At 64.4% G+C, this 25,206-nt stretch carries 23 protein-coding genes, 1 tRNA gene and 1 other RNA gene; 14 read left to right on the top strand and 11 right to left on the bottom strand.

Going from position 1 to position 25,206, the window contains the following annotated elements; genetic code table 11:
* Window positions 1–102: 102 nt before the first annotated feature.
* Together RHODMAR_RS13930 and aceE are read right to left on the bottom strand one after the other, a co-directional pair.
* Window positions 103–1,512 carry a PucR family transcriptional regulator gene (locus tag RHODMAR_RS13930; RefSeq protein ID WP_008715571.1) on the bottom strand — a complete coding sequence of 470 codons (1,410 nt, stop codon included), beginning with the start codon at window positions 1,510–1,512 and terminating at the stop codon, window positions 103–105.
* A gap of 87 nt (window positions 1,513–1,599) precedes the next feature.
* A complete protein-coding gene (aceE, locus tag RHODMAR_RS13935) occupies window positions 1,600–4,422 on the bottom strand; it encodes a pyruvate dehydrogenase (acetyl-transferring), homodimeric type (RefSeq protein WP_008715573.1) in 2,823 nt (940 codons plus the stop codon).
* A gap of 258 nt (window positions 4,423–4,680) precedes the next feature.
* On the opposite strand from aceE, the gene RHODMAR_RS13940 reads away from it, so the two are divergent.
* From RHODMAR_RS13940 to RHODMAR_RS13955, 4 genes are all read left to right on the top strand, one after another.
* Window positions 4,681–5,103: a DUF3052 domain-containing protein gene (locus RHODMAR_RS13940; RefSeq protein ID WP_008715575.1), complete on the top strand. Its 423-nt coding sequence runs from the start codon at window positions 4,681–4,683 to the stop codon at window positions 5,101–5,103.
* A gap of 30 nt (window positions 5,104–5,133) precedes the next feature.
* Window positions 5,134–5,595: a peroxiredoxin gene (locus RHODMAR_RS13945; RefSeq protein WP_008715576.1), complete on the top strand. Its 462-nt coding sequence runs from the start codon at window positions 5,134–5,136 to the stop codon at window positions 5,593–5,595.
* Window positions 5,596–5,682: 87 nt separating this feature from the next.
* A tRNA-Val gene (locus RHODMAR_RS13950) sits at window positions 5,683–5,757 on the top strand.
* A 222-nt stretch (window positions 5,758–5,979) separates the two neighbouring features.
* Window positions 5,980–6,651 carry a nitroreductase gene (locus tag RHODMAR_RS13955; RefSeq protein WP_008715578.1) on the top strand — a complete coding sequence of 224 codons (672 nt, stop codon included), beginning with the start codon at window positions 5,980–5,982 and terminating at the stop codon, window positions 6,649–6,651.
* A 12-nt stretch (window positions 6,652–6,663) separates the two neighbouring features.
* On the opposite strand, the gene RHODMAR_RS13960 is transcribed toward RHODMAR_RS13955, so the two are convergent.
* Entirely contained in the window at window positions 6,664–7,605 is a 942-nt protein-coding gene (locus RHODMAR_RS13960) for an NAD(P)/FAD-dependent oxidoreductase (protein WP_008715582.1), read from the bottom strand.
* Between the two features lie 106 nt (window positions 7,606–7,711).
* Here RHODMAR_RS13960 and RHODMAR_RS13965 point away from each other — a divergent pair, with 106 nt between their 5' ends.
* Entirely contained in the window at window positions 7,712–9,121 is a 1,410-nt protein-coding gene (locus RHODMAR_RS13965; protein ID WP_008715583.1) for an amino acid permease, read from the top strand.
* On the opposite strand, the gene RHODMAR_RS13970 is transcribed toward RHODMAR_RS13965, so the two are convergent.
* Both RHODMAR_RS13970 and RHODMAR_RS13975 read right to left on the bottom strand, forming a co-directional pair.
* A complete protein-coding gene (locus RHODMAR_RS13970; RefSeq protein ID WP_008715585.1) occupies window positions 9,118–10,284 on the bottom strand; it encodes an iron-containing alcohol dehydrogenase in 1,167 nt (388 codons plus the stop codon). The genes RHODMAR_RS13965 and RHODMAR_RS13970 overlap by 4 nt on opposite strands.
* 72 nt (window positions 10,285–10,356) lie before the next feature.
* Window positions 10,357–11,850 carry a CoA-acylating methylmalonate-semialdehyde dehydrogenase gene (locus RHODMAR_RS13975; RefSeq protein WP_008715586.1) on the bottom strand — a complete coding sequence of 498 codons (1,494 nt, stop codon included), beginning with the start codon at window positions 11,848–11,850 and terminating at the stop codon, window positions 10,357–10,359.
* Between the two features lie 112 nt (window positions 11,851–11,962).
* On the opposite strand from RHODMAR_RS13975, the gene RHODMAR_RS13980 reads away from it, so the two are divergent.
* From RHODMAR_RS13980 to RHODMAR_RS13985, 3 genes are all read left to right on the top strand, one after another.
* Window positions 11,963–12,937, top strand: coding sequence for a LysR family transcriptional regulator (locus RHODMAR_RS13980; protein WP_008715588.1), 975 nt, complete (start codon window positions 11,963–11,965; stop codon window positions 12,935–12,937).
* 113 nt (window positions 12,938–13,050) lie between these two features.
* Window positions 13,051–13,176, top strand: a complete 126-nt coding sequence (locus RHODMAR_RS29415; protein WP_269744627.1) for a hypothetical protein — start codon at window positions 13,051–13,053, stop codon at window positions 13,174–13,176.
* A gap of 46 nt (window positions 13,177–13,222) precedes the next feature.
* Complete coding sequence (locus RHODMAR_RS13985; RefSeq protein ID WP_008715591.1) at window positions 13,223–14,191, top strand: cobalamin biosynthesis protein; 969 nt, start codon at window positions 13,223–13,225, stop codon at window positions 14,189–14,191.
* On the opposite strand, the gene RHODMAR_RS13990 is transcribed toward RHODMAR_RS13985, so the two are convergent.
* The 3 genes from RHODMAR_RS13990 to RHODMAR_RS14000 are packed head-to-tail and all read right to left on the bottom strand — an operon-like array spanning window position 14,132 to window position 16,248.
* Complete coding sequence (locus RHODMAR_RS13990) at window positions 14,132–15,055, bottom strand: SURF1 family cytochrome oxidase biogenesis protein (protein WP_042939158.1); 924 nt, start codon at window positions 15,053–15,055, stop codon at window positions 14,132–14,134. The genes RHODMAR_RS13985 and RHODMAR_RS13990 overlap by 60 nt on opposite strands.
* A gap of 18 nt (window positions 15,056–15,073) precedes the next feature.
* Entirely contained in the window at window positions 15,074–15,559 is a 486-nt protein-coding gene (locus RHODMAR_RS13995; protein ID WP_008715597.1) for a low molecular weight protein-tyrosine-phosphatase, read from the bottom strand.
* Window positions 15,556–16,248, bottom strand: a complete 693-nt coding sequence (locus RHODMAR_RS14000; RefSeq protein WP_008715599.1) for an HAD-IA family hydrolase — start codon at window positions 16,246–16,248, stop codon at window positions 15,556–15,558. The genes RHODMAR_RS13995 and RHODMAR_RS14000 overlap by 4 nt, the downstream gene beginning before the upstream one ends.
* Window positions 16,249–16,290: 42 nt before the next feature.
* Here RHODMAR_RS14000 and cobC point away from each other — a divergent pair, with 42 nt between their 5' ends.
* The 4 genes from cobC (at window position 16,291) to RHODMAR_RS14020 (ending at window position 20,438) form a co-directional block, all read left to right on the top strand.
* Window positions 16,291–17,328 carry an Rv2231c family pyridoxal phosphate-dependent protein CobC gene (cobC, locus tag RHODMAR_RS14005; protein ID WP_042939164.1) on the top strand — a complete coding sequence of 346 codons (1,038 nt, stop codon included), beginning with the start codon at window positions 16,291–16,293 and terminating at the stop codon, window positions 17,326–17,328.
* A gap of 14 nt (window positions 17,329–17,342) precedes the next feature.
* Window positions 17,343–18,464 (top strand): Nif3-like dinuclear metal center hexameric protein, encoded by a 1,122-nt coding sequence (locus tag RHODMAR_RS14010; protein ID WP_008715603.1) that lies wholly within the window; start codon window positions 17,343–17,345, stop codon window positions 18,462–18,464.
* A gap of 106 nt (window positions 18,465–18,570) precedes the next feature.
* Window positions 18,571–19,308, top strand: coding sequence for a zinc ribbon domain-containing protein (locus RHODMAR_RS14015; protein ID WP_008715606.1), 738 nt, complete (start codon window positions 18,571–18,573; stop codon window positions 19,306–19,308).
* A gap of 5 nt (window positions 19,309–19,313) precedes the next feature.
* Complete coding sequence (locus RHODMAR_RS14020) at window positions 19,314–20,438, top strand: bifunctional RNase H/acid phosphatase (RefSeq protein WP_042939168.1); 1,125 nt, start codon at window positions 19,314–19,316, stop codon at window positions 20,436–20,438.
* Between the two features lie 47 nt (window positions 20,439–20,485).
* Here the strand turns inward: RHODMAR_RS14020 and RHODMAR_RS14025 are convergent, their stop codons facing one another.
* Complete coding sequence (locus tag RHODMAR_RS14025; protein WP_081605998.1) at window positions 20,486–21,343, bottom strand: helix-turn-helix domain-containing protein; 858 nt, start codon at window positions 21,341–21,343, stop codon at window positions 20,486–20,488.
* A 119-nt stretch (window positions 21,344–21,462) separates the two neighbouring features.
* On the opposite strand from RHODMAR_RS14025, the gene RHODMAR_RS14030 reads away from it, so the two are divergent.
* Window positions 21,463–22,161 carry an SDR family NAD(P)-dependent oxidoreductase gene (locus RHODMAR_RS14030; protein ID WP_042939171.1) on the top strand — a complete coding sequence of 233 codons (699 nt, stop codon included), beginning with the start codon at window positions 21,463–21,465 and terminating at the stop codon, window positions 22,159–22,161.
* 520 nt (window positions 22,162–22,681) lie between these two features.
* Here RHODMAR_RS14030 and RHODMAR_RS14035 read toward each other — a convergent pair.
* Complete coding sequence (locus RHODMAR_RS14035) at window positions 22,682–23,932, bottom strand: ArsB/NhaD family transporter (RefSeq protein WP_008715614.1); 1,251 nt, start codon at window positions 23,930–23,932, stop codon at window positions 22,682–22,684.
* On the bottom strand, window positions 23,929–24,453 hold the full coding sequence (locus tag RHODMAR_RS14040) for a DUF1697 domain-containing protein (RefSeq protein ID WP_008715616.1): 525 nt from the start codon (window positions 24,451–24,453) through the stop codon (window positions 23,929–23,931). The genes RHODMAR_RS14035 and RHODMAR_RS14040 overlap by 4 nt, the downstream gene beginning before the upstream one ends.
* A 168-nt stretch (window positions 24,454–24,621) precedes the next feature.
* Between RHODMAR_RS14040 and rnpB the strand changes: the two genes are divergently transcribed.
* An RNA gene (gene rnpB, locus RHODMAR_RS27025) (RNase P RNA component class A) lies at window positions 24,622–25,062 on the top strand.
* Window positions 25,063–25,206: the final 144 nt, after the last annotated feature.

Below are 25,206 nucleotides of genomic sequence, written 5' to 3' on the forward strand. Positions count from 1 at the left end.
GGTATCAGTGATGTCGCGCCCGATGAACTCTCGACAAGCAATTTGTGGGAACCCTACAAATTGCCTCGTGGAGATCCGCTATCGCCGCACGGTGGCTCAGCGTTACGTAACGACTTCGCCGAAAGTGACCTGTGTGACATATGGGGCAGAATGGGACGGTTCGTGATGTGTTCGAGCCAACCTACCTACCGTTGCCGCGACCCGGAGCACGTACGCATCGCGTGGGTTGGTGGGATCGCGACCGGTAACTTCAGCAATGCGCTTGAGGCGATAACGGACCGTATTTGGATGAACAAACAGCTGCCTCGAGCAGGTTTCCACTGCACCGCCGCAATCCAGATATGCGTCGAGTGTCTCGGCCAAACTGGACCCCGCCGCAGCCAACGGAACGACCACGTGATCGTTGAGCGCGGCGATCGCCGCACCGTCGTTCAACAGCGCACGCTCGGGTAGCAACTCGCCCGCGTGCACTGGACGCGGCGCACCTCGCCAACCGGCCACGGCCTGCATCCCCGCGAACGCCTCGACGGCACTGGAGTGCGCTGCGCCGAGAGTGCGGGTGGTCGGGCCGATGACGACCGGTCCGTCGGAGAAGTTCTGCAGCATGTCGTCGACGAATGCGTGGTGCGCAGTCGAATCGGTGAGCTGGCCGCTGACCACCATGACCAGTCTCGTTCCCTGAACCACCGCAAGCGCGGCGCGGCCGTGCTTCTGCGCTACGGCATGCACGGTGCCGACGACCGACACGCCCCGGTCGTCCGGGGGAGTACCGACCAACACCGTTGCCGGCGCGGTGGCGTCCCAGTTCAACGTGGCGGCGCGCGAGAGCATGTCCGAGCCGGTGTCGCCGCGCACCACGGCGTCGACCACGAGGGCCTCGAGGCGGGTGTCCCAGGCTCCGCGGGATTCGGCGGCGCTGGCGTAGACGGACGCGGCCGCGAAACCGAGCTCGCGCCCGTACCGCAACACGGCCTCGGTCAGGGCCACCAACTGCTGATCGTTACGTGCCAGCGCCGGGAGCCATTGCTCGAAGAACTCCATCGCGACCCGGACCATGTCGACCGTCTGGCGCAGTGTGAGGCGTCGGGCAAGGTCTTGTGGGATGACCTGGAATGCATCGAGAGAGAAGCGAATGTCGCTGTTGGGGTTCTTCAACCACTCGAGGAAGTTGTCGACGGCGGTCTGAATCAACAGTTGGACACTGGCACGTTGGGCCGCATCCAGATCACCGAAGAAGGGCAGCTGACCCTGCATCGTCGTAACGGCCTCGGTCGAGAGTCGGCCGGAGAACTGTTTGACGCGTCGCAGCAGGGCGTCGGGCAGGGGATCGCGCTTCTGGCGAGAGGGTGCAAGCGAGGCGACCGGAAGGTGTACTTCGTTGTCCGAGGTCAGTGAATCGCGCGTCGAGGAATCGCGGGTCAACGAATCTCGCAACGCTTCACGGTAGGCGTCGCGTCGGGACACATCACGCGCAGACGCGCTGCCCGGTGAATCGGGTTTCGCATCGGACATAAGGAGAACCTACGCCCGACCCCCGCCCACATCGCGACGGACGTGCTTCGCGACATGGGACGGGGGTCGGCCGAACAGGGGTGGAACCTACGCCGAACCGGTATCGGCGAACGACGTCGGTGCTGCGGTGACGTCGTCGATCTTGTACTTCTCCGCGGCCTCGACGGCCTTGGACTTGTCGATCTCACCGGATGCCGCGAGAGCGGACAACGTGGCGACGACGATCGACTCGGCGTCGACGTTGAACACTCGGCGAGCGGCCGGACGGGTATCGGAGAACCCGAAGCCGTCGGTGCCGAGGGTGACGTAATCGCCCGGAACCCACTGACGGATCTGGTCCGGAACGGCGCGCATCCAATCCGAGGACGCGATGACGGGCCCGTTGGCCTCGGCCAGAGCCGAGGTGACGAACGGCACGCGCTTGTCGGCACCGGGGTTGCGCAGAGAATCGCGCTCGGCGTCGACGCCGTCGCGGCGCAGCTCGCCCCAGGACGTCACCGACCAGACAGCGGCGCGCACGCCCCACTCCTCGAACAGCAGCTCCCGGGCCTTGCGGGCCGAGACCATACCGACGCCCGACGCGAGCAGCTGCGCCTCGGGTCCGTCACCCTCCTGCGGAGCGAGGAACCGGTAGATGCCCTTGAGGAGACCCTCGATGTCGAGGTTCTCCGGCTCCGCCGGCTGTACGTACGGCTCGTTGTACAGGGTGATGTAGTAGTAAATGTTCTCGCCGCCGAAGCCCTCGACTCCTTCGGTGCCGCCGTACATGCGACGCAGGCCGTCCTTGACGATGTGCGCGATCTCGTACGAGAACGCCGGGTCGTAGGCGACAGCCGCCGGGTTGGTCGACGCGAGAAGCAGCGAGTGCCCGTCGGCGTGCTGCAGGCCCTCACCGGTCAGCGTGGTGCGGCCTGCGGTGGCACCGAGGACGAATCCACGAGCCATCTGGTCGGCCGCAGCCCACAGTCCGTCGCCGGTGCGCTGGAAACCGAACATCGAGTAGAAGATGTACAGCGGGATCATGACCTCGCCGTGCGTGGCGTACGAGGTGCCGACCGCGGTGAACGACGCCGTCGAACCGGCCTCGTTGATGCCCTCGTGCAAGATCTGGCCGACCGAGCTCTCCTTGTAGGCGAGCATCAGCTCCGAGTCCACCGAGGTGTACAGCTGGCCGTTGCGGTTGTAGATCTTCAGCGACGGGAACCACGAGTCCATCCCGAACGTGCGGGCCTCGTCGGGAATGATCGGCACGATTCGATGGCCGATCTCCTTGTCTCGCAGCAGCTCCTTCATCACGCGCACGAGCGCCATTGTGGTGGCGACTTCCTGCTTGCCGGAGCCCTTACGGAGCGTCTTGTACGTGTCGTCGCCCGGCTGCGGCAGCGGCTTGACGTCGACGCGCCGCTCGGGGACGAATCCGCCGAGTTTCTGACGCCGATCGAGCATGTACTGGATCTCGGGAGCGTCCGCACCGGGGTGGTAGTACGGCGGCATGTACGGATCCTTCTCGAGCTCCTCGTCGGAGATCGGGATGTGCTGCAGGTCTCGGAAGGTCTTGAGATCGTCGAGCGTCAGCTTCTTCATCTGGTGCGTGGCATTGCGGCCCTCGAAGTGCTTTCCGAGGGTGTAGCCCTTGATGGTGTGCGCCAGGATGACCGTCGGCTGGCCCTTGTGGGACATCGCCGCCGCGTAGGCCGCGTGCACCTTGCGGTAGTCGTGGCCACCACGCTTGAGGTTCCAGATCTCACCGTCGGAGAGATCCTTGACCAGCTCCTTGGTGCGCGGGTCGCGGCCGAAGAAGTGATCGCGGACGTAGCTTCCGTCGTTGGCCTTGTACGTCTGGAAGTCGCCGTCGGGGGTGGTGTTCATCAGGTTGACCAGCGCGCCGTCGCGGTCCTTGTGCAGCAGTGAATCCCACTCGCGGCCCCACACGACCTTGATGACGTTCCAACCGGCACCACGGAAGAACGACTCCAGTTCCTGGATGATCTTGCCGTTGCCGCGGACCGGGCCGTCGAGACGCTGCAGGTTGCAGTTGACGACGAAAGTCAGATTGTCCAGACCCTCGGTAGCGGCCACATGAGCGAGTCCGCGCGATTCCGGCTCGTCCATCTCGCCGTCACCCAAATATGCCCAGACGTGCTGATCGGTGGTGTCCTTGATGCCGCGGTCGTTGAGGTAGTGATTGAAGCGAGCCTGGTAGATGGCGTTCATCGGGCCCAAGCCCATCGACACCGTCGGGAACTCCCAGAAATCCTGCATCAGACGCGGGTGCGGGTACGACGGCAGTCCGCCGCCCTCGCTCTCGTGGCTCGCTTCCTGGCGGAAGCCGTCCATGCGCTCGGCCGGAATGCGGCCCTCGAGGAAGGCGCGGGCATAGATGCCGGGGGAGGCGTGACCCTGGATGAAGATGTGGTCGCCGCCGCCGGGGTGGTCCTTGCCGCGGAAGAAGTGGTTGAAGCCCACCTCGTAGAGAGCTGCCGAGGACGCGTACGTGGAGATGTGGCCGCCGACGCCGACGCCGGGACGCTGCGCGCGATGCACCATGATGGCCGCGTTCCAGCGGATCCAGGCGCGGTAGCGGCGTTCCATCGACTCGTCGCCGGGGAACCACGGCTCGTTCTCGGTGGGGATTGTGTTGACGTAGTCCGTCGATGTCAGCGACGGCAGCGCAACGCGGCGCTCACCGGCGCGCTCGAGCAACCTGAGCATCAGGTAGCGAGCGCGGTTGGGTCCGGATCTCTCCAACAAGCCGTCGAACGATTCGATCCATTCGTTGGTCTCGTCGTTGTCGATATCGGGCAGGTACGACGCGACACCCTCACGGATGACGCGGACCCGGCCGTCCGAACTTGCTGTTTTACCTGCAGACGATGTGTTCTGCCGTTCGCCGCTGTTCTCTTCGGACAACGTGTGCACTCCTCAATGTGGAGGACGCTCGGTGTGGCGCCCAATCCCGGTAGGCCCGCCCCTGTGACGGCGGTCTACTTTCCTCGTTCTCGTGATTCCTCCCCAATCCTGCCGCATCTCGTGGGTTCTGGTAGTACAGAGGTCCAATACCCACCAGTAGAAATTTATGTACGCAATTTCGGCGCGGTCAGCTTGCGCGAATGGCTTCGACCCTGTTCGCTTTGACTACTGCACCCACAATTCAAGGAGGTCACCACCGTGGTCGCCGCGGCGGACGCTCAGAACTACGCTCAGAAACTTGGCATCACTCGCGACACTGTCGTTCAAGAGCTGGGCTGGGACGAGGACACCGACGATGATCTGCGCGCCGACGTAGAAGATGCGATCGGTGGGGAGACCCTCGACGAGGATTCCGACGAGGTGATCGACGTTGTGCTGCTGTGGTGGCGCGACGGAGACGGTGACCTGGTCGATGCACTCATGGATGCCATCGGTCCGCTCTCGGACGACGGCATCGTGTGGGTCCTCAGCCCCAAGACCGGCATGTCCGGTCATGTGGAGCCCAGCGAGATCGCCGAATCCGCTCCGACCGCAGGATTGACGCAGACCTCTGCGGCAAACCTCGGTGACTGGATCGGAAGTCGCCTGGTCCAACCCAAGACCCCTACCACCAAGCGGTAGGCCGTGCTCGACACAGGAAGACGGTTCTAGATGCCGATCGAGGTTGGCGCGATCGCGCCCGACTTCACCCTCAAAGACCAGAACAACCAACTGGTCACGCTGTCGTCGTACCGGGACGTGAAAAACGTTCTGCTCGTGTTCTATCCACTGGCCTTCACCGGCACGTGCCAGGGCGAGCTGTGCAAGGTACGCGACGAGTTGCCGACCTTCGAGAACGACGACACCGCGGTGTTGGCGATCTCGGTGGGCCCACCTCCGACCCACAAGATCTGGGCGGCAGAACAGGGCTACACCTTTCCGCTGCTGTCCGACTTCTGGCCACACGGTGAAGTAGCCCAGGCTTACGGCGTGTTCAACGACGATGCCGGCTTCGCCAATCGCGGCACGTTCGTGGTCGACAAATCCGGAATCATCAGATTCGCCGAAATGAACGGACCCGGCGAGGCACGTGACAGTTCGTCATGGGCCGAGGCACTGTCGCAAGTGTCCTGACCTGCGGAATTGTAGTTAGAGACGAGACAAGATAAATTTCTCCAAGCGTTCCGGTGGCCCGGGGTTGTACCCAGGCCACCGGTACTCGGGCGTATAGCTCAGCGGTAGAGCTCTGGTTTTACACACCAGCGGTCGGGGGTTCGAACCCCTCTGCGCCCACCACTACAACGATTGTCGAATCGAATGAAAACTCTTTCGGCGCGTGTCAGTACTGTGCTGCCGGCCACTCTTGCCCACGATATTGTGTCACTGTGCCCGCCAAAATCTTGGTGCGATGTGTACCTGTTCTGTGACTCGGCCGGACAGCCGACTGCTATCCGTCGAGCAGACGCGTGAGTGCTACGTTCGGTCGGACTTCGACATCGATGACGTGAGGCGGACGATGTGACCCGGTACGACGCACTGACAGAACTGCTCGACGAGAGGTATTCGTGTCGGCAGTTTCTGCCGAAGCAGGTCTCGCGCGAGGTACTCGAACAGCTACTGTCTGCTGCCCGCCGAACACCGTCGTGGTCCAACACCCAGTCCTGGCAGGTGATCATCACCGAAGGCGACGCCACCCGTAAGTTCTCCGACGCGCTCGTGGAGCACGTGGCGTCCGGCGTCCCGCAACCGGACTTTCCGTTCCCCGCCAACTACAACGCTCTGCACCGTGCGCGGCGACGCGAATGCGGTGGCTCTCTGTACGAGAGCATCGGGGTGGTCAAGTCCGACACCGAGGCCACGACGCGTCAGTTCATCCGCAACTATGAGCTGTTCGATGCCCCGCACGCAGCTATTATCACCACCGACGCCGATCTGGGCGTGTATGGCGCAGTCGATTGCGGGTTGTATCTGCAGACCTTCTTGCTCGCTGCTCAAAGTCTCGGACTCGGTGCGATTGCACAGGCCGCACTCGCTGCCTATTCACCGTTCATGCACGAGTGGTTCGACATTCCGGACGACCGGCGAGTGGTCGCCGGAATTTCTTTCGGCTACCCCGACGAGACACACCCGATCAACGGATTCCGCACCAACCGAGCGCCGCTCGACGAAACGGTGAGGTTCGTCAGCTGATCTATACGGTTCTCAGAGCGAGAGGCGCTGCACGAGTGCTGTGCCCAGGTCCGTCCCCGAACGCCATGCGCTCTCCACCCTGGGCACACCGGCGTCACACCACTGGTCGCCTGCCAACCCGACGAAACGCCCGTCGCGCTCGTCGAGGGCGAAGTTGGAATCGTGTTGCGCTGCAGGCTTTGCGAAGGTCCAGCGATGGGCGTGCGTCCATGCAGGCTGCGTTGTGATCACGGACAACTCGCGCAGAGCGTCGAGAACCGGTGCAATTGCGCCGTCCGGATCGTCGAGATGCTGCCGTGCTCGCTCGGACGTGGTGTGCACCACCAGAACGGGTGCACCGTCACCGCGTCGGGCACCGTCGTCGACGACGAAGTCGATATCGGGATGATCGTTGACGAAGGCCGCATCTCGGAAAGGGATGTCCAACCCGTCGAACCCGCATGCCACCGCGATGACCGCGTCGTAGTCGACGGCGTCGGGAACCGAAGTCAGTCGCGTCGCCTGCGGATCGGGCATCGCCACGACGACGTGGCCGTCGGGCAATTCGGTCAGCTCGGTGGAATCTTCGATCTCGAAGCCGTCCAACATGTTTCGTACCAATGAGCGAAGCCCGTTCGGGGTGGCCCAGCGGACCGGGCCGGTTGTGGTGCACGGCGCCGTCTCGGGCTTGAGGATGCCGAACGTGTTGGCCCACTGCCGCGCAAGGCCTTTCGACTCCCAGTCGGCCACGACCGTCGTGAAATCTTGATCTCGAACAGTGAAATAGCCGGCACCGAGATCGACGCGACGTCCGTGCAACTCGGGGGAGGACATCCGCCCACCGGGAGCACGTCCTCTGTCGACGATGCGGAACGGCACGTTCGCCTCGTGGAAAACCCGGGCACACGCTGCGCCGGCTATACCGGCACCGACGATGGTGACCGGCTCGATAGTGGAGTCCGCATCGGAGTTCATAGGTCCAGTATGCCGGGATTTGCGCGCCGAAAGTTCTGTATCACTGGTCGTCTGGACATTTCGGTCAACGACGGCGACGGCGTCTACTGTGTGATCGACTACAACGATGTCAATCACGGACAAGCCGGAAACCGGTGAACAAGGACTCGGCACCAGCCTCAAGCCACGGCACGTGACGATGATCTCGATAGCCGGCGTCATCGGGGCAGGGCTGTTCGTCGGCTCTGCCAACGCCATCGCCACCGCGGGCCCGGCGGTACTGATCGCGTACCTCCTCGCCGGAATTTTGGTGATCCTGGTGATGCGCATGCTGGGAGAGATGGCGACAGCCAACCCGGACACCGGATCGTTCTCCACGTATGCCACACGAGCACTGGGCCATTGGGCCGGATTCTCGGTGGGATGGCTCTACTGGTGGTTCTGGGTGCTGGTCATCCCCGTCGAGGCCACCGCCGCGGCAGCCATTCTCACCAACTGGCTGGGCGGAGCCCAGTGGATGTGGGCGCTGATCATCGTTGTTGCACTCACCGCGACCAATCTGATCAGTGTCGGCAACTACGGTGAGTTCGAGTTCTGGTTCGCGCTGGTGAAAGTGGTGGCCATCGTCGCCTTCATCGGCCTCGGCATCGCGGCCATCATGGGATGGCTGCCGAACTCCGAAGTCAGTGGTGTGGATCAACTCTGGGCCTCCGGCGGCTTCATGCCACTCGGCTTCGGAGCCGTCATCGCGGCGATGCTCACGACGATGTTCTCGTTCATGGGCGCGGAGATCGTCACGATCGCCGCGGCCGAATCCAAGGATCCTGCGAAAGGAATCACCCGCGCGACGAACTCGGTGATCTGGAGAATCTCGATCTTCTACTTCGGATCGATCTTCATCATCGTCGCGCTGGTGCCCTGGAACGAACTGGACCCCACGACCGGTTCTTATCAGTACGTGCTGTCGAAGATGGGGATTCCGCACGCCGAGACGATCATGGACATCGTCATCCTGACCGCCGTCGCGTCGTGCCTGAATTCGGCTCTCTACACGGCGTCGCGCATGCTGTACTCGCTCGGCGATCGTGGCGATGCGCCGCGCGCAGTCAAGAAGATCACCTCGAACGGAGTGCCGTGGGTTGCGGTGATCGCGTCGATGGTGCTCGGGTTCCTCGCCGTCATCGGCAACTACATCCTGCCCGAGAAGCTCTTCACCTACCTGCTCGCGACCACGGGTGCCGTGGCGCTGTTCGTCTACCTCGCCATTGCCAGCAGCCAACTGGTGCTGCGGCGTCAACTCGACCGAGACGGCGAACGCCCCGCCGTGCTGATGTGGCTGTACCCGTGGTTGACCTACCTGGCCATCGGCTTCATCGTCTTCGTGTTGGTGATGATGGTGGTGCGTCCGGAGCAGCGGTCTGCCATTGCACTGTCGGCCGTGCTGGCGGCGGTCACGGTGGTCGGCGGAATCCTGGTACAACGCCGAAATGCGCGGCGCGACACTGTTGCCGCCCGCGCATCCGGTGATTCCGACTAGCTACCCGCGTACACCTGCTGATACAGATCGACGATCTGCTCGGCTGTCGGCACGACGGGATTGTTGCCCGGGCTGCCCGAGGCGAGGGCCTGCTCTGCCATCAGCGGCAACAGGCCGTCCCACGTCGTCTTGTCGATACCGAAGGTCTCCGGCGTCGGAACTTCGACCTCACGGCACAGGGTGACGATCGCGTCCTGCAACTTACCGCCCGCAACCTGATCCGAATCGCTCTCCGACGCCGCACCGAGCGCACGGGCGCAGTCGGCGTAACGCGCCTGCGCCCCCACGATCGAGAACGCGGTGACGGCGGGCAACAACATCGCGTTGGACAGCCCGTGTGCCACATGGAAATGCGCACCGATCGGCCGACTCATCCCGTGCACCAAGCAGACGCTCGCATTGGAGAACGCCATTCCGGCCTGCGTCGAGGCGTGCATCATCGCCTCTCGAGCCTGCTGATCGTCGCCGTCCCGGTATGCCCGAAGCAACGACGTTCCGATCGTGCGAATCGCACTGAGCGCCAAACCGTCGGAAATGGGATTGGCCTTCTTGCTGACGTACGCCTCGATGGCGTGCGTCAGTGCATCGACACCGGTATCGGCGGTCAGGCGCGCCGGCATCGACCTTGTCAGCTCGAAGTCGATGATCGATGCGATCGGCAGAAAGGACAGGCCGGGGCACAGCATCTTCTCGTCCGAGTCCACATCGGTGATGATGGTGAACTGCGTTGCCTCCGAACCGCTCCCGGCGGTCGTGGGAATGGCGATGATCGGCAGGGCCGGACCGGTGGAGAGCACGGGAGCCTTGAAGTCCCGCATCGTGCCGCCCTGCACCGCGAGAATTGCCAGCGCCTTGGCCGTGTCCATCGGACTGCCACCGCCGAACCCGATGATCGAATCGGCCGAATGCTGCTGCACCGCTTCGAGACCGGCGACCAGCGAATCCGTAGTCGGATCCGGGACGGTGCCCGAGAACAGCGCGGGCGTTTTACCGGCCTCGGTCATGATCGTCATCAAACGATCGGCGGAGCCGTTTCCCGCCATGAACGCGTCGGTGACCAGCAACGGCCGCGAGACATTCAGGTCGGTCAGAACAGTCCCCAGCTCCTCGACTGCACCGCCGCCCAGCTTGAGGAACCGAGGAAACGAGATGTTGGCAACCATGGGGTGCTCCTAGCGGTGTCGATTGATGTGCACGGAACTTCGTAGTGGGCTACGAAGTTCCGTGCACATGGGTTAGTTGTTCTCAGGGAAGCCGAGGTTGATGCCGCCGTGGCTGGGGTCGAGCCAGCGGCTGGTGACGGCTTTGCCGCGGGTGAAGAATTGCACGCCCTCGGTGCCGTGGGCATGACTGTCGCCGAACAGGCTGCTCTTCCAGCCGCCGAAGCTGTAGTAGGCCATGGGGACCGGGATCGGTACGTTGATGCCGATCATGCCGACCTCGACTTCGTTCTGGAAGCGCCGGGCCGCACCGCCATCGTTGGTGAAGATGGCGGTCCCGTTGCCGTACGGGTTGTCGTTGATCAACCGCAGAGCGTCGTCGTAGGTGTCGACGCGGACGACCGAAAGCACGGGCCCGAAAATTTCGTCGGTGTAGATGCTCATGTCTGGGGTGACGTTGTCGATGAGGGTGGGGCCGAGCCAGAACCCGGCGGCACCTCCGTTGGGCTCGACAGTACGTCCGTCGACGACGAGGGTGGCTCCGGCGGCTTCGCCTGCATCGACGTAGGAGGCGACTTTGTCTCGGTGGGCCTTGGTGACCAGCGGGCCCATGTCCGCGCCTCTGGTGCCGTCGCCGGTGACCAACGGGGTGGTGCGTTCGGCGATCTTGGCGACGATTTCGTCGGCAATGTTTCCGACGGCAACGAGGGCGGAGATGGCCATGCATCGTTCGCCTGCCGAGCCGAAGCCGGCGTTCACCATGGCGTCGGCGGCCAGGTCCAGATCGGCGTCGGGGAGGACGACGGCGTGGTTCTTGGCCCCGCCGAGTGCTTGGACGCGCTTTCCGTTGGCGGTGCCGGTGGAGTACACGTACTGGGCGATGGGGGTCGAGCCGACGAAGGAGACCGATTTGATCTTCTTGTTCTCGAGGAGTTCGTCGACGGCGACCTTGTCACCCTGCAGGACGTTGAACACACCGTCGGGCAGGCCGGCCTCGGCCCACAGCTCGGCCAGCCAGATGCTGGCACTCGGGTCTTTCTCGGAGGGCTTGAGGACGACGGTGTTGCCGGCCGCGATGGCGACGGGGAAGAACCACATCGGGACCATGGCGGGGAAGTTGAAGGGGGAGATGATCGCTACCGGCCCGAGCGGCTGACGGATGGAGTAGGCGTCGACGCCGGTCGATGCGTTCTCGGTGTAGCCGCCTTTGAGTAGGTGGGCTATGCCGCAGGCGAACTCGACGACTTCCTGCCCGCGGGAGATTTCGCCGAGAGCGTCGGACAGCACCTTTCCGTGCTCGGCGGTGATGATCTCTGCCAGCTCGTTCTTCTTGGCGTTCAACAGCTCTCGGAATGCGAACAGGACGGAGGTGCGCTTGGCGAGGGAGGTGTCTCGCCAGGCCGGGAATGCGGCGGCGGCCGCGTCGATGACCGCGCGGGCGTCGTCGGTGTCGGCAAGTGCGAGGCTGCCGGTGATCTCACCGGTGGCGGGGTTGGTGACGGGGGAAGTCCGGTCGGACTTGCCGGAGTATCTCTTCCCATCGATCCAGTGCGCAATGACGTCGGTCAACGTTCGATCCCTTCCATCGGTGTGTCTCGAGTCTCACTGGTATGGATGCACATGTCAAAGGTCAAATCCGCAGATTGCCGTGCACAAATGCACAGGAGGATAGGCTGGGGGAGTGTTCAATCCAGACCACCTTCGCTACTTCCTCGAAGTGTCGCGGACGGGCCGTTTGACCGACGCGTCGCACACGCTCGGCGTGGACCACACCACCGTCGGCAGGCGCATCACGGCGCTCGAAAAGTCGGCTGGGCAACGTCTTTTCGATAGAACTCCGTCGGGTTGGCGCCTGACCGAGGCGGGCCGTCGACTCGTCGGGTACGCGGAAACTGTCGAGTCGACGCTCATCGCTGCCTTCGAGGATCAGACGTCCGACACCGGTTCTCTGCGCGGTACCGTCCGCATCGCGGCGCCGGACGGCTTCGGTGCTTTCGTCCTGACGCCCGAACTGGGGGTGCTCAGAGACAAGCACCCGGATCTCGACATCGAATTGGTTACCGCCACCGAACACAATTCGCTGGCCACCAGGGAGTTCGATATCGCGATCACACTGGAACGGCCGTCGCCGAGATTGGTGGTGACCCGCAGATTGGCGACATATTCGCTGGGGCTCTACGCGACCGAATCGTATCTCGCCGCGAGGCCTCCCATTCGGAGCGTCGAAGATCTGAGAGAACACACCCTCATTTCCTACGTCGACGCTCTGCTCGACGTCGCGCCGCTGCGAATCCTGGACTCCATCCTTCCCGATGGCCGCGCCCGGATACAGACCAACAACATCACCGGGCAGTGGATCGCTGCGAGATCCGGTGTGGGAATTGCGCCGTTGCCCGGTTATATCGGTGAACCGGACGACGCCCTCGTTCCGGTGCTGCCCGGCGTGGTCTCCGTCGAGAGGACGTACTGGACGGTGGTGCCGAGAGAGCTGACGGGTTTGGCGCGAGTGAAGACCATCGACGAATTCCTTCGATCGGTCGTGACCGACGGACAGCATCTGTTTCCTGTGGAGCAGTACGGACAGGAGGACCGCACAGAGCGAGATCGCCGGTGGCCGTTGAATTTTGGACGTTCGAATGAGACGGCCGTCTCGTGACGACGGACACACGTGACGGCGACCTCAAAAGTGTGGGAATCGGCCTACCCACGGGTAACAATCGTGCTAGCCAAGTTCCGCACTGCGGATCCACACGAGATTCTGGGGGAATCATGACAATGTTCGTAATGGCAGCCGTCGGCTTCGTAGGCATGGCAATTGCTCTGCTCAACGATGGCAGCGACATCGATTTCCGAAGCCGTCAGCTGGCCGGCGCATACCGCTACCGCACGGCCTGACACACCGCTGTCCGACCCTGGTTGTGCAGTTGGCAAGATTCGAGGAATGTGGACACACCCCCGAGCGATCGGCCTACTGGTCGGCTACAGCCTCGATCGCGTGTTCGCAGACCCTCGACACTGGCATCCGGTCGCAGGATTCGGTACCACGGCACTCCGTGTCGAACGAGCTCTCTACCGTGACAGCAAAGTTTTCGGTGTCGTTCATTCGTTGACGCTCATCGGCTCCGTCACTGCTCTCGGTATCGGCTCGAGCCGCGTGGCAACTCGTCTGGGTGGCCCAGCGGACGCTGCGCTTGTCGCAGCCGCCACGTGGGCTGCGCTGGGTGGAACATCGCTGTCCCGAGTGGGGCGGCAGATGGCGGATCACCTCGATGGCGACGACCTGGACAGCGCGCGCGCCCTGCTGCCATCGCTGTGTGGGCGAGATCCGGATTCACTCGATTCCGACGGGCTGGCGCGGGCTGCACTCGAGTCCATTGCCGAGAACACCTCCGACGCCACAGTGGGGGTGCTGGTGTGGGGAGCGCTGGCCGGGGCACCAGGAATTCTGGCCTACCGCGCGAGCAACACGCTCGACGCGATGGTCGGCTACCGGTCTCCGAAATACCAGCGCTTCGGTTGGGCCGCAGCTCGAATAGACGACGTCCTCAACCTGGTGCCGGCCCGTGTCACCGGTCTTGCGACAGTACTGGCAGCGCCGCTGGTGCAGGGGTCAGCAGGCCAAGCGTGGAAGATGTGGCGACGGGACGCCTCGCAGCACCCCAGCCCCAACGCGGGTGTCGCGGAAGCCGCAGCCGCAGGCGCGTTGGGCCTGCAGTTGGGAGGCCGGACTCAGTACCGGCACGGAATCGAGATCAGGCCGACCCTCGGCGATGGACCGGCACCGACGGCACGCGATCTTCGTCGTGCGGTCGGCCTGTCGACCCGGGTACAGGAACTGTCGGCGGTCGCGTCAGCGATTCTTGCCGTAGCGATCTGCCAAACGAGGGTCCGACGGCACCGTCGGGCGTGACGCCGCCCGCGCTCTGGCCCGCTTCTCGCGTCGAGTGGGGAGCGTGAACTCTTCCTCGTCCTCATCGTCAGGACCGGCCACGTCGTCGGGCATCGGTTCTGGTTCGCCGGACATCGCGTCGGCCAGTTCGGCGCGAGATGCGCGTCGTTCCCTCAACTCGGCGCGAACGAAGTACGCCAGGCCGAGTGGGGCCATGATGCCGAATGCCAGCCACTGCAGACCATAGGAGAGATACGGACCCGCATCCGTTTGCGGCAGATCGATCAAGCCGAGCCCGCCCGGCTGATTGTCGTCCAGCTGCAGGTAGCCGTCGATGGCGTCGACTCCGACTGCTGTGCCGATCTGCTCGGGGTTGATGTTGTACACCTGCAGTTGGCCGTCCTCCCGGATCGGCTCGCGCGAGGTGCCCTCGGCTTGGCGCACACGCGCGTTCAGCGTCACCTCGCCGGACGGTGCAGCCGCGAAATCGGGTGCGCTGGTTCCCTCCACCGGCAACACGTACCCGCGGTTGACGAGCACGGTGGGCCCGCCGTCGATGACGAACAAGGTGATCACCTCGTACGCCGGCTTTTCACGGATACTGCGCAGTCGGACCAGCGCGTCGGAATCGGCGACGTAGGAGCCGGTGGCGATGACCCGACGCCATTCGTCGTCGGCCGCAAAACCGTTGGCGGTGAGGACGTTGGCGATCGGTACCGGATCTGCGTCGACCGACCGGGTGATCAGATCGTTGCGTGCAGACGTCGTGGTGTTCTTGCCCAGCTGCCACGGAGCGAGCACGCTGAAACACAGAAATGCGAAGGCCAGCGCGACGGCGGCCAGCACCAACCACTTCGGACGCAGCAAGAACCCTAACTTCTCCACCCCACCACGGTAGCCGGGTCAGCTGGAGAGGCGGGACCGTGCCCAATCCAACAGACCAGGCACGGCACTTTCGATCTGCTCGCGCACCTCGGTGAATGCGGCATCGGACGAGTAGTACGGGTCGGCGACCGACGAGTCGTCGGCGTCGGGATCGAACGACCGCAGCAGCGCTACGCGCTCGGCCGGCGCACCGAGCTTCAGCAGGGCCCGTGCGTGACCGGAATCGAGAGCGACTATCAAATCAGCCGCCAGGTGATCCGCCCCGACCTGCGCCGCCTCGTGCTCGCTGTCGTAGCCGTGGGCTTCGAGCTCGGCGACTGTTCGGGGATCTGCGCCGTCGCCCACATGCCAGCCGCCGGTTCCCGCGCTCGATACCCGCACGGCATCGCCGAGACCCGCATCACGAAGATGCGCGGCGACGACCTTCTCGGCCATCGGCGAACGGCAGATGTTGCCGGTGCAGACGAATGTCACATGCACGGGGTTCGAGGCTCGAGCGCTCACTGCGCCGCCACCGTGTTCTGCTCCAACACCGAGGCCAGCTCGTCCATGCTCGATGCGGTGAACGCGGCGTCGGCGCTTTCGCCCTCGATTCCATACCCCCACTCGACGTAGACCGTCGGAATGCCGAATCGCGCAGCGCCGTGCACGTCGTGGTCACGATCGCCGATCATCAACACCCCACCGGTGCCGCCGTCCGCGTGTTCGACCGGCTCGATGCCGAGGTTGGTCAACGCGTGCGCTATGACATCCGATTTTGCCCGTCGGGTGCCGTCGTTGCTGGCACCACCGATGAAGTCGAAGTACCCCGACAGACCGAAGTGGTCCAGAATCCGAACCGCGAAGCGTTCGGACTTGGACGTCGCGACTCCCAGGCGTACGCCTCGATCCCGCAATCGCGTCAGCACAGTCTCGACGCCCTCGAATGCGGTGTTCTCGGCCCATCCCCGCTCGTCGTAGCGCTGGAAGTACGCCGCCAGTGCGCGCTGCGCCGCATCCTCGTCGAGGCCGAGACCCCGAAGAGTGTCGATCAACGGTGGCCCGACAACCAACGACAGCTGTTCTTCGGTCGGCTCGGGGGCCTGCACCGACGCCAACGCATGGCGAAAACCGGCGTGAATTCCCGGTGCGGAATCGGTCAACGTCCCATCGAGATCGAACAGGACAACGGACGCGGGGGGAACGGCAGACATGTCTCGAGCGTATCGGGAACGGCGGCGGCTACGCTCGTCGCGATGTCCGACACCGCTGCCGAACCCGACGCGCTCCTCCGTCACCATGGTGATGTAGAGGTGGATTCCGGTTTCGTCGACTTCGCCGTCAACGTGCGGGGCGACGGCCCGCCCGCATGGCTTCGTGAGCGGCTGGCCGCAGCACTGAGCTCACTGGGTTCCTACCCGAGCGCCGCGGCCGAGAGTGCGGCACGAGAGCAGGTGGCCGCACACCACGGCCGTTCCCCGAACGAGGTTCTCTTGCTCAGCGGTGGGGCCGAGGGGTTTTCGATGCTGCCGCGCCTGGAGCCACGCTTGGCGGCAACGATTCATCCGTCGTTCACCGAACCCGACTGGGTGCTGGAGCAGGCCGGTGTACCGGTCCACCGAGTGATCCTGCCGCCGCCGTTCGAGCTCGATCCGACGCTCGTGCCCGACGCTGCGGACATGGTGATCATCGGCAACCCGACCAATCCGACATCGGTACTGCACCCACGCGAGACGGTCCTGCGTCTACGACGCCCCGGCCGCACGGTGGTGATCGACGAGGCCTTCGCCGACGCCGTGCTCGGTGCCGGAGAATCGGCTGCGTCGCAGAGCCTCGACGACGTACTGGTCCTGAGGAGCCTGACGAAGACGTGGGCGTTGGCGGGATTGCGTTGTGGCTACGCGCTGGGTCACCCCGACGTTCTCGCGCGATTGCAGCACGGCCGCGCGCATTGGCCGCTGGGGAGCCTGCAACTCGAGGCGATCCGCGCCTGCACAGAACCGTTCGCGGTGCGGCAGGCGCGGTCCGAATCCGAGCGCATCGATCGCGAACGAACCGCGATGATCCCGAGACTGACCGACCTGGGCCTCGAGGTCACCGGCCAGGCCCGGGCACCGTTTCTGCTGCTGCGTGTCGACGATGCCGATCTGGTACGAGAACGTTTGCGCAGGATGGGTATTGCGATTCGGCGGGGCGACACGTTCCCGGGGCTGGACCGCCGCTATGTGCGCGTCGCGGTACGGGACTCGCAGCAGGTCGACATACTGGTGGATGCGTTGAACACCGTTCTGTGAGGAGAGCAGCGAACATGGCAGTGACACTGGCGGATGTCATCGAGGTTCTCGACGGCGCGTACCCACCGCGTCTGGCCGAGAGCTGGGACTCGGTGGGACTGGTGTGCGGAGATCCGAAAGCTGTTGTGCAGCAAGTTCTCTACACCGTCGATGTCACGGCGGCCGTCGTCGACGATGCCATCGCGTGGGGTGCGGACCTGATCGTTGCGCATCACCCCTTGCTGCTCAGGGGAGTGGATACGGTCGCCGCCGACACCGCCAAGGGCTCGGTGATTCATCGCCTCATCAAAGCCGACTGCGCACTGTTCACCGCCCACACCAACGCCGATTCTGCTGATCCGGGTGTCTCCGACGCACTCGCGTCCGCGCTGGGTGTGATCGACACCAAGCCGCTGGACCCCATCGACGCTCCTGCACACGACAAGTGGGTGGTCTTCGTGCCGGCCACCGATTCGTCCGCGGTGCGGCAGGCCCTGTTCGACGCCGGAGCCGGACAGATCGGCAACTACAGCGAAGCGAGCTGGCAGGCGGCTGGTCTGGGCCAGTTCCGTCCCGGCTCGGGTGCCCACCCGACTCTCGGTGTCCGCGGTGAGGTGCACACCGTGACGGAGGATCGTGTCGAAGTGGTTGCCCCCAAAGCCGAACGCGCTCGGATGCTTTCGGCCCTGCGCCACGCACACCCCTACGAGGAGCCCGCGTTCGACGTCTTCGAATCCGCGGCTCTACCGTCGTGCACCGGCTTGGGTCGGATCGGACGCCTGCCGAATCCCATGACGCTCGCCGAGTTCACCGACGTGGTGCGGGACGCGTTGCCGGCCACCAGCTGGGGCGTCCGAGCTGCGGGCGACCCCACCTCCACGATCTCGGTGGTCGCGATGTGCGGGGGAGCAGGAGACTCGTTCCTGTCGGCGGTAGCGCGCACCGACGCCGATGTCTACGTCACCTCGGATCTGCGGCACCACCCTGTCGACGAACACCTGCGCGCGGGCGGACCCGCGGTGATCGACACCGCGCACTGGGCCTCGGAGTTTCCGTGGTGCGCGCAGGCGCGCAGCATCGTCGACGCGGAGTTCGGGGACACGGACGGGTGGAGCAGCAAGGTCACCGAGGTGCGTACCGACCCGTGGACACTGTGACGATGAACCCCGCGACCGACGGGTGGTGCGGATCCGGCTCGCCCGCTTTCGCGCAGCCGGTAGGGTGATCTCCAATCAACTTCCATAGTCGCAGGAGTCATCAAGCGTGAACGTCGATCCCAAAGTCCAGGCCTCGCTGCTCGAATTGGCCGGTGTGGATACCGAACTCTCGCAGATCGCCCACCGCCGCAAGAGCCTCCCCGAGCAGCAGGAGGTGGACAAGCTCGAGACCGAGCGGACCACCCGCAAGGACGCCGCGGTGACGGTGCAGATATCGATGGACGACCTCGATCGCGACATTCGCAAACTGGAGGGCGAGGTCGACGCGGTCCGTCAGCGCGAGGCCCGCGACAAGAAGATGCTCGAGAGCGGCACCATCGCGCCGAAGCAGATGACCGAGTTGCAGCACGAACTCGGCAGCCTCGAGCGTCGTCAGGGCATCCTCGAGGAGGAATTGCTCGAGGTCATGGAGCAGCGTGAAGCCAGTGAGCGGGACTACGAGCACGCCGGTGCGCAGCTGACTCAGATCGAGGACGAACTCGTCGATGCCGGTCGCCGCCGAGACGACGCCGTCGCAGACCTCGACGCCGCCGAGAAGCGCAGCGCCGAGCGCCGCGATGCCCTGGCTTCCGGGCAGCCCGCGGACCTGCTGGCGCTCTACGAGAAGCAGCGAGCGCTCACCGGCCGCGGTGCAGCCCTGCTGCAGGCTCGCCGTTGTGGGGCATGCCGCATCGAACTCGATCGCAACGAGATCGCGAGTATCGCGAACCAGCCGGCCGATGCTTTGATCCGTTGCTCCGAGTGCAACGCAATCCTGGTGCGCACCAAGGAATCAGGGATTTGAGTCAGGTGACGAGGGTCGTCGCCGAGGCCGACGGGGGATCGCGTGGAAACCCGGGGCCGGCCGGCTACGGAGCAGTGGTGTTCTCTGCCGATCGCAGCGAGGTCCTCGCCGAGCGGCGAGCGGCACTGGGTATCGCGACCAACAACGTCGCCGAATACAACGGCCTGATCGCTGCACTGACGGCAGCCGCCGACGTCGGTGCCCGCGAGGTCGATGTTCGGATGGACTCGAAGCTCGTCGTCGAGCAGATGTCGGGGCGCTGGAAAGTCAAGCACCCCGACATGATTCCGCTGCAGCGAAAGGCGGCCGAACTGGCTCGCCGATTCGATTCCGTCACCTACGAGTGGATTCCGCGAGCGAAGAACTCGCACGCCGACGCATTGGCCAACGAAGCGATGGACGCCGCGGCCGAGGGCGTCGACCTGGAACCGAAGACCGATACGGTCGCGACTGCACCCGCTGCCGCCACGACGCAGACGGCGTCTCCGGGGTGGACCGGTGCGGTGGGGGAGCCAACGCGCCTGCTGCTGTTGCGTCACGGGCAGACCGCCATGTCGGTCGACCGGCGATACTCCGGCCGAGGCAATCCGGATCTGACCGAACTGGGACGGCGTCAAGCTCATTCTGCGGCCTCGGTTCTGGGCTCGCGCACCGATATCGATGCCATCGTGGCCTCGCCGCTCGCGCGCGCCCAGCAGACCGCCGCAGCGACTGCCGGCAGCCTCGGATTGCCCGTCACCACCGTGGACGGTCTCATCGAAACCGACTTCGGTGACTGGGAGGGCCTGACGTTCGGCGAGGCGAAAGAGCGATATCCAGAGCAGCATCAGGCCTGGCTCGGGAACACGTCGGTCGCGCCGCCGAAGGGTGAGAGCTTCGATGCGGTGCGCCTGCGTATCGAAGCGACTCGAGATCAGTTGCTCACCGAGTTCGCCGGTAAAACCGTTCTGGTGGTCACCCACGTCACCCCGATCAAGATGCTGCTGCAACTCGCACTCGACGTCGGCCCGTCGCTGCTGTACCGACTGCACCTCGACCTCGCGTCGCTGAGCATCGCCGAGTTCTACCCGGACGGCGGGGCATCGGTGAAATTGGTGAACGACACCTCGCACTTGGCGTCGCTGGCCTGAATCGACGCCCCTGTTTCGGTCTCGGATGTGATCGTGCCCGCGCGGTTTCAGTCGTGCTTCTGTGCACTGGATCCGGGCGACAACAGCGACAACAGTCTGGACTCATCTCGTGAGCCAGGTGCTGCGGTGTAGACGATCACCCGCACGTCGGAGCCGGCAGGCTGGAACACGTCCCCATCGAGGACCATCGACCCCACCAGGGGATGGTCGATGTTCTTGCGTGCTCCCCGGTAGGCGGCCGGTCGCGCACTGTGCCAACGGGCGGAGAATTCGTTGCTACGAGCTCGCAGGTCTCTGACCATGGCGTCGAGTTCCGCGTCGTCGGGATGCGAAATCTGTGCCACTCGGAGGTCGCCGACCAGGGCGTCCCGATACTGCTCGCGTTGTCGGGGGTCGATCCACATTGCCGAAGTGTCCTCGGTCATCTCGTACCAGACCTGGTTGCGTGAATGTCCGGACAAGTCCATCGGATCGCCCATCAGAGCGGACCATGCCGCGTTCCATCTCAGCAGCCACCAATCGGCCGCGTACACCGCAGTAGGCCAGTTGTCGGCTCGAGCCAGCAATCGATCGACGCTGCCCGGTACCGATCGATCGACGGCCGACGACGGTGCCGCGAGTCCGGCAGATCGATACAACACTTCGGCATCGGCGAGGTCGAGGCCCAAGGCCCGAACCAGAGCGGCGACCACCGCCGCCGACGGGTTCGACGCGCGCCCCTGCTCCAGTTGGACCAGATAGTCCACCGAGATTCCGGCGAGTGTGGCGAGTTCTTCGCGGCGTAGACCAGACGATCGTCTAGGCCTTGCGGCCGAGTCGGAAGGGACGGGTGCGCTGCGGTCACGCCAGCCACGGAGCACCGACGAGAAACCCGCCGGTCGGCGTCCCTGCTGTTCCAAGGTCATCTCACCACTGTGCCACCTGGGCCACGGGCGTCTTTTCGATGAAGGCGTGGGTGGTACCGGCAGACCTACCGACAATCGGCATCTTCTCCATTGGATCGCCGCGCCTTAGCGTCGACGTCATGAGCGATATCACGATGATCACCGGCGGCAACAAGGGAATCGGCCACGAGACAGCTCGGCGCTTACAGCGTGCCGGCCACACCGTCGTCATCGGTGCCCGCAACCGTGAGCTGGGTAGTGCTGCTGCCGCCGAACTCGGCGTCACCTTCGTCCAACTGGACGTCACCGATCAGAGCAGCGTCGACGCTGCTGCGTGCCAGGTGCGTGCGGACCATGGACGCCTCGACGTTCTGATCAACAACGCCGGCATAACCGGCGCGTTCGTTCCGCTCGAACAGGGATCGGCCGATGACGCACGAGATGTTTTCGACACCAACGTCTTCGGTGTCATTCGAGTGACCAACGCATTCGTGCCGTTGCTGAAGATCTCGAAGCATGCACGAATAGTCAACATCTCCTCGGGTGTCGGATCCATTCAGGACACCATCGAACACGACTACTTCGACTGGCAGGTGGTGCCGCCGATATACGCCTCGTCCAAGACCGCACTCAACATGCTCACGGTGAAGTACGCGCGCGCTCTCCCGACGATGCGAGTCAATGCTGCCGACCCCGGGTACACCCGCACCGATCTGAACGCCGGCAAGGGTGCACACGACGTCGCTCAGGGCACCGACGAAATCGTCCGACTCGCCACGATTGCCGACGACGGACCTACCGGCACCGTAGGAAACAGTCAGGGTCTCCTCCGCTGGTGAGTCATCTACCGACAAGGCACGGTGCCGCGGCTCGCCGCAATCGGTCGTCACCGCGGCAGGGCAAACGAGCGGCCGGGCGCGCTCACGTCGGCCCCACTCGTGGCGGGAAGCGCCGTAGGTGCGAGGGCAGCGTGGTGGACAAGGAACAGGCCTCCTGAAATTCGAGTCAGGAAGGTCGCGGAGCCACGGCCATTGTCGGAGGTGCCGGCAGCGATCGCAACAATGCTGTCCGAGTGACCGCCGCCAGAGCGCATCCCGAACTGCTGTCTGTGGAGCAGTGGTGCGCGCTGGGTGAAGACGGAGATTACGCATTGTTGGATTGTCGATCCGGATGCAGCCACGCTCACGACGCTGGACCTGAGTCCGCACGGATACGTCGAGAAGTTTCCTCGAGGGCGATGCGTCATCGAAGCTCCGGTACCAGTGACGACGATCTCGACGCCGCAATGAATTGGCACGACGGCCTCACCGGGCGGCTGTCGGGACTCGCCTGTTCGATTCACGAGCCGCACAGCGAGGGTCAGATCTGGAGCGCAAGCCACAGGCCTGCTACCGCACCGACGATCGTCAGCGGCGTCGTGATGACGCCCAGAACGGTGAAGGTGCGCAGGTCTGCCGGCTCGTCGTTGGCCGATGCGACGCGTCGCCACAGCATGATTGCCAGCGACCCGACATAGGTGAGGTTGGGGCCGAGATTCACCCCGATCACCATGGCCAACAACAGCGCCGGTGGAGCGTCGGTGCCGAACGCGGCCAGTAGCAGCAGCGTCGCCGGCAGGTTGTTGACGATGTTCGACGCCACCGCCGCGATGGCCGCCGCTGCCAGTAGTGACGCGAAGGTGGTGTCGGACGGCAGGATTCGCGTCAGCCAGTCGCCGATAGGGCCCGTCGTCACCCCGAGAACGACGATGCCGAGCAGGAAGACGAAGCCACAGAACGGCAGATCGGCACCGCGCAGAATGGCGCGGGGCGTCGTGCGCCGCGCTCGCAGTGCCGGGATCGCCAGCGCGACCGATCCCACGGCCGCTACCCAGAACGGTTCGATATCGAACAGACCCGCCACTGCGAAGCCGGCGAGTGTCACGCCGAGGATGACGAGCGTGGTCCGCGGTGCGGGTACGTCGTCGGCGCACTGTGCGGTCGAATTGCCCGGTGGTGTCGCCGTGCGGGTCAGATCCCTGCGGAAGAAGATCAGGAACACCGCCAGCTCGATGGCGACCGCGAAAATCCACGGCAGCGCCATCAAGGCGGTGAAGTGCAGAAAGGTCAGGCCCGTCGCGGCGAAGGCCAGCAGGTTGGTCAGATTCGAAACCGGGAGCAGCGTCGACGCCGAATTGGACAGGTGCGCAGTGGCGTAACTGTGCGGGCGCGCCGACATTCCCAGAATCCGAGCCGCGCCGATGATCGCCGGTGTCAACAGAACCACGGTGGCGTCGAGACTGAGCACCGCCGTGGTCGACGCGGCGGCCGCGAACACGAGGGTCAGCAGTCTGCGGGGGCTGCCCTTGGATCCACGGCGTAGTTTCGCCGCGATCCAGGTGAACACACCGAGGGCATCCGACAGATGCGCCAGGATCAGGATGAACGCCAGAAACACTACGGTAGGAGCGAGTTCGAGCACCTGCTCGCGCGCGGCGTCGAGACTCGCGAGGCCGACGAGCAGCACCAGCACTGCTGCTGGAAGTGCGGCGACGATCTCTGGTAGTCCGCGAGGGCGAACGATGGCGAAGACGAGAACCGCTGCGACCAAGGCCGCGGCGAGAACGGTCACGCGAGAACCTTCACGAGCGTCCGCAGATTGCGGGTGGTGGTCGTCGCCTTGTACTTGGCCTTCGCCGTGGCTTTCCCGAACACGCTGTCGGTGGTGCTGCCCTTGCGTACCTCCCAGTACAAGACGCTGTTCCCCTCGGCGACTCGTTCGAGATCGGGATCGAGCTCGGTGGCGAGAGCGGATAATTCGGTCAGATGCTCGTCGTTGCTCCCGAACACCACGTAGGGGTGCCAGCCTTCGCGTTCGGCATCGAACGGATAGGCATCGACGATCGAGTGGAGCGTCGCCACGTCCGACACGATCACCCAGGCCTGGTATCCGAATGCCTCGGCGAGCACGCTCTCGACCGTCGACTTCAGTGCGTCGGAACTCAGTGGCGATTCCAACACGACATTGCCGGTTGCCAGTATCGTGCGAACGTGTCCGAATCCGGAGGCCTGCAGGGCCTCCCGAAGATCGACCATCTTGATGTTGATGCCGCCGACATTGATGCCGCGCAGCAACACGACCCATTCACTCATGACGAGAACTGTAGTTCCATCTCTGGGCCTGATGTTCGGGGTAAACGCTCGGTAATCGCGCACCCATAGTCGGGGTTACCCAAGTCCCACGCTCGGCGCGAAATGCAGCGTTCGGTGTCACCGCGGCCGAGACCGCAACCCGAGCCGGGTAGAGTACGCAACCGCGAACGAGTTGGCCGGACGGCTGCGGCTCGGAGGACCGGCGGATCAGTTCCGTCGCGCTTCGGGCCGAGGAAAGTCCGGACTCCACAGAGCAGGGCGGTTGTTAACGGCAACCCGAGGTGACTCGCGGGACAGTGCCACAGAAAACAGACCGCCTGCGGATCGGTTTCTCGAAACCGAACTGCAGGTCAGGGTGAAACGGTGCGGTAAGAGCGCACCAGCACCCCAGGTGACTGGGGTGGCTAGGTAAACCCCGCCCGGAGCAAGGTCGAAGGCTGCACCGCGCAAGGGGTGCAGCTGCGCAGGTGCTCGAGGGCTGCTCGCCCGAGCCTGCGGGTGGACTGCTCGAGGTACCCGGCGACGGTGTGCCCAGATGGATGGTCGTCTATTCGAGCCTGCGCAAGCGGGCGAGATGGACAGGATCCGGCTTACAGGCCGACTCGTTCGCACATACAGTTCTCGCGCAGTTGTCCTGCGTTGTCGCTCCATGGGGCACACTGGAAGTCATGACCGAAGACGACAGCTCCTGGTACTACGACATCAGCACCAAGCAGGTTGTACAGGGCAAGGAGACCAACGCTCTCGACCGCA

The organism is Rhodococcus sp. AW25M09 (assembly GCF_000333955.1).
Classification (GTDB): Bacteria; Actinomycetota; Actinomycetes; order Mycobacteriales; family Mycobacteriaceae; genus Rhodococcoides.

Excerpts from the sequence above, each read along its gene's own strand:
- RHODMAR_RS14025 (WP_081605998.1), bottom strand. The coding sequence starts at position 21,343 with ATGACCTTGGAACAGCAGGGACGCCGACCGGCGGGTTTCTCGTCGGTG.
- RHODMAR_RS14000 (WP_008715599.1), bottom strand. The coding sequence starts at position 16,248 with ATGTCTGCCGTTCCCCCCGCGTCCGTTGTCCTGTTCGATCTCGATGGG.
- RHODMAR_RS13960 (WP_008715582.1), bottom strand. The coding sequence starts at position 7,605 with ATGAACTCCGATGCGGACTCCACTATCGAGCCGGTCACCATCGTCGGT.
- RHODMAR_RS14030 (WP_042939171.1), top strand. The coding sequence starts at position 21,463 with ATGAGCGATATCACGATGATCACCGGCGGCAACAAGGGAATCGGCCAC.
- RHODMAR_RS14010 (WP_008715603.1), top strand. The coding sequence starts at position 17,343 with ATGGCAGTGACACTGGCGGATGTCATCGAGGTTCTCGACGGCGCGTAC.
- RHODMAR_RS29415 (WP_269744627.1), top strand. The coding sequence starts at position 13,051 with ATGACAATGTTCGTAATGGCAGCCGTCGGCTTCGTAGGCATGGCAATT.
- cobC (WP_042939164.1), top strand. The coding sequence starts at position 16,291 with ATGTCCGACACCGCTGCCGAACCCGACGCGCTCCTCCGTCACCATGGT.
- RHODMAR_RS13945 (WP_008715576.1), top strand. The coding sequence starts at position 5,134 with ATGCCGATCGAGGTTGGCGCGATCGCGCCCGACTTCACCCTCAAAGAC.
- RHODMAR_RS14040 (WP_008715616.1), bottom strand. The coding sequence starts at position 24,453 with ATGAGTGAATGGGTCGTGTTGCTGCGCGGCATCAATGTCGGCGGCATC.
- RHODMAR_RS13930 (WP_008715571.1), bottom strand. The coding sequence starts at position 1,512 with ATGTCCGATGCGAAACCCGATTCACCGGGCAGCGCGTCTGCGCGTGAT.
- RHODMAR_RS13970 (WP_008715585.1), bottom strand. The coding sequence starts at position 10,284 with ATGGTTGCCAACATCTCGTTTCCTCGGTTCCTCAAGCTGGGCGGCGGT.
- RHODMAR_RS13985 (WP_008715591.1), top strand. The coding sequence starts at position 13,223 with ATGTGGACACACCCCCGAGCGATCGGCCTACTGGTCGGCTACAGCCTC.
- RHODMAR_RS13965 (WP_008715583.1), top strand. The coding sequence starts at position 7,712 with ATGTCAATCACGGACAAGCCGGAAACCGGTGAACAAGGACTCGGCACC.